The sequence below is a fragment of the Agathobaculum sp. genome, assembly GCF_050946325.1.
GTDB lineage: Bacteria > Bacillota > Clostridia > Oscillospirales > Butyricicoccaceae > Agathobaculum.
The window spans coordinates 1-3045 of record NZ_JBMNUP010000177.1; the positions used below are offsets into that span (position 1 = coordinate 1).

The 3045-nt window shown below is 50.7% G+C and carries 4 protein-coding genes and 1 pseudogene; all 5 read left to right on the plus strand.

The genetic code is table 11. From position 1 onward, the window contains the following. Positions 1–192, plus strand: a 192-nt coding sequence (locus ACOYIE_RS10165; RefSeq protein WP_433412866.1) for a hypothetical protein, incomplete at its 5' end; no start/stop codon positions are given. 102 nt (positions 193–294) lie between these two features. Continuing rightward, complete coding sequence (locus ACOYIE_RS10170) at positions 295–504, plus strand: helix-turn-helix domain-containing protein (protein ID WP_433412868.1); 210 nt, start codon at positions 295–297, stop codon at positions 502–504. Continuing rightward, positions 501–1925, plus strand: a complete 1425-nt coding sequence (locus ACOYIE_RS10175) for a LuxR C-terminal-related transcriptional regulator (protein WP_433412869.1) — start codon at positions 501–503, stop codon at positions 1923–1925. Before ACOYIE_RS10170 ends, ACOYIE_RS10175 begins: the two co-directional genes overlap by 4 nt. Positions 1926–2067: 142 nt before the next feature. Continuing rightward, a complete protein-coding gene (locus tag ACOYIE_RS10180; RefSeq protein WP_433412871.1) occupies positions 2068–2577 on the plus strand; it encodes a hypothetical protein in 510 nt (169 codons plus the stop codon). 19 nt (positions 2578–2596) lie between these two features. Then, positions 2597–3045: pseudogene (locus ACOYIE_RS10185) on the plus strand (hypothetical protein); the annotation flags it as partial.

Consider the following 3045-nt stretch of genomic DNA (forward strand, 5'->3'; position numbering starts at 1 on the left):
ACGGAGCTGTTCAAGGGGGCTTGGGGGCGCTGCCCTCAACAAGCAGCCAGGGCGGTGATAACCGCGCTGGAGCCTGTGTGTATTAACACAGGCATTGCTTGCCGGTTTCCCGGTTTCCTGGTTTCCCGGTTTCTTGCCTCGCCGGTTTCTTGCCTCGCGTTACTATCCAGTTTTGAAAATAATAAACCGTAATACTACACAAAACACCAAAAACGAATTGCCCTTACCACTGAATACTGCTATAATAATTCCATACATATCGTCTACCGAATCGGCCAAAGCGGAGGAATTATTATGTCAGAAAACAATATTCAAGATAGATGGATTTCCTTGCAAGAGGTTTGCGATTACCTTGGTGTAAAACGGCATACAGTCATGCGCTGGATTGAGCAGCGAAATATGCCTTCATCAAAGGTTGGTAAGCTGTGGCGCTTCAAAACTGCCGAAATTGATGAATGGGTCAGGAGCGGCGGAGCCTCCGATGAACAGGGGGTGCAGAAGTGAAAAGTATCAAAGATTATAGAGTGCTGTCCGTGGCTGCGTTTTCATTCCTCTTTGCCTATCTTCTCTCGTTCGTATTTGAGGGACAGGTGCTTTACCGCACGATAGACACCTTTGGCACACAGTCAAATACATATATACTCGTAGCCATTGTCGCTCACTTTGCGGGCCTGTTTTCCTGCGGCCTCTTTATCAAAACGCCGAGCAGGGCAAAATCTGCTATGATAGTCGGAATGGCAATTTGCCTGATTGCGACAACGCCGTTCTTATTCGCGCCCACCGCTCTTTGGTTTGTGGGGCTGGTGGCGGCAGGCTATGCCGGTGGCTGTGCGGTGGCGGCATGGGGCTTTTTTCTCAAAAGGTACACGCCAAAAGATGAGAGGATAAAATCCTGCGCTGATGTATTGGTTTTTTCCAACATCATAATGATCGCTATCAACGTAGTCACCGTTAATCTGTCGCAAACCATCGGGCTGCTTCTCTCCATGCTCTGCCTTGTTCTCGGCGAGGCGCTTATTGCAATACTCCCTGCCGGAACTGACAAGGAAACGATTACGGCATCAACGCCGGAAACGGCGCGCAAATCTCCCAGCGATATTAGGAAGCCGACACTGGTTTTGTTCCTGTTTGTCGCTGTCATCACTGTGACTTCGGGGCTTATGTATCAGGTCATCAACCCTGCGTTTGAGCATTTGACTGGCCTTGTGAGTTGGTATTGGTCTGTGCCTTACATCGTCGCCCTTGCTTTTATGCGAAACCTCTCACCCAAGAACAGATTGCAGCGTTCTCTATTTCTCTATGTTGGCATGGGCATGATAATCGCCACCTATATTACCTTCATGCTGTTTGGCCGAGGCGCCGTGGATTATCTGGTAGTCGATACGCTGATGCTGGGAGCTTGCGGTATCTTTGACTTGTTCTGGTGGAGCATCATAGGCGAAATGCTGGACTACTCTCAAAACCCTGCCAGAATGTTCGGTGTCGGTCTTTCCGCAAATGTGCTGGGCGTACTCTGCGGCGATGTGCTGGGCGTCATTATCACATCCATCCAACTTCCCGAAGCGGAGGTGGCTGTGATTGCTCTGACTGTGGTATGCGTTACGCTTGTCATTCTGCCGCCACTGAATCGGCAGCTCACCCTGCTGCTGAAAAGCCACGTCTACCTCTCTGCCTATGCAAATATGACTGAGAACCAGCAGTCGGCGGTCGTTTGTCAGCTAAAACTGATTGACCCTTTGACAGAACGAGAAAACGAAGTGCTTACACTGATCCTTGATGGAAAAACGAACAAGGAAATTGCTGCCGCCATGTGTGTCGGTGAAAGTACAGTCAAGTACCATGTGGGAAATATCCTCTCCAAGTACGGTGTGAGCAGTCGGGCAGAGCTGATCAGCACCTTACTCAAGGCTCAGATCAAGGCATAGCTAAAAAGCCTGTAAATAAGCGATTTTTAAGGCCACCTATACTAAAGTATAGGTGGTTTTTGCGTGAAACTATACTTTTGGCGGGGGACTTCTACCCCCGCTTTTTCTATGATTAGGGTAGCACAAGGAGGTGGAGCCAAAGGTGAAAGCGATAAAAGACAGGCGAAACATCTATGTAGTGATTTCTGTGACTGCCATACTTTTGACCGTGCTGTTCATCGTGATACAAAAGCTTGCAATGGTCATTGCCTGCGGTAGTGCGACCATCGTGGCACTGATTCTGCTATACCGACAAAGCCGATTGCTGGGTGCGGCAATGGTAATCTACGACAGCCGGATTCTGACCGTACCCTCGTCCGTTGTCACTTCCGAAACCCGACCGAACCAAACACAGGCAGAGGAAACCATCGTGTCCACCTTCGGCTTGCTTCTTGGGAACAAGGTTTATCAGTGGGGCTGCGAGGGCGTGTACGGTGTCCGGCTGCGAGAGGTACAAATCGACAAAGAGAATATCTGCCTGTCCTTCGGAGCAGACGGCGAAATGCTGTGCGTCCGTCTGCTGCACGGTCTGGCCAACGGACAAAACGTCACGGAAATCGCGCAAAAGATTTGGCACGAAACAGGAGTGCGGGCGGAAATCAATGATTGGTAACGAAAGGGAGGAACCCGAAATGAAAAAGACAGTATCTATATTACTTGTGGCGGCGCTGCTTTTAGGCAGTCTTGCCGGATGCGGCAATGGCGAGGGCGGCGGCAAAAGCGACGCGGCAACGCTTTCTCCGGAGGTCACCGGCGTCAAACTGGAAAATGGCGTCAGCGTAGAGCTGGGCGGCTATGTGTTGGACGGTGAAGCGGAATTGATCGTAGCCAAGCAGCCCGTGGAAGAAAACAAAGACGAAGGCTACAAAATCGAAGCCTACGGCTTCAAGCTGGGCGAAATGTCCGAGCTTTCGGACTTCATCACCCTGCGCATCCCCTATGATACGGCATACTGCGAGGATGGGCAGGACCCGGCAAAATGCGTGGGCGCAAAGTACAAAAATGAAACCACCGGCGAATGGGAGGATGTGCTGTTCGAGGTGGACGCAGCCGCCAATGAGCTTATCATCTACACGGATCA

What these genes read in the sequence shown, in the direction of transcription:
- ACOYIE_RS10170 (WP_433412868.1), top strand. Translation starts at nt 295, where the DNA reads ATGTCAGAAAACAATATTCAAGATAGATGGATTTCCTTGCAAGAGGTT.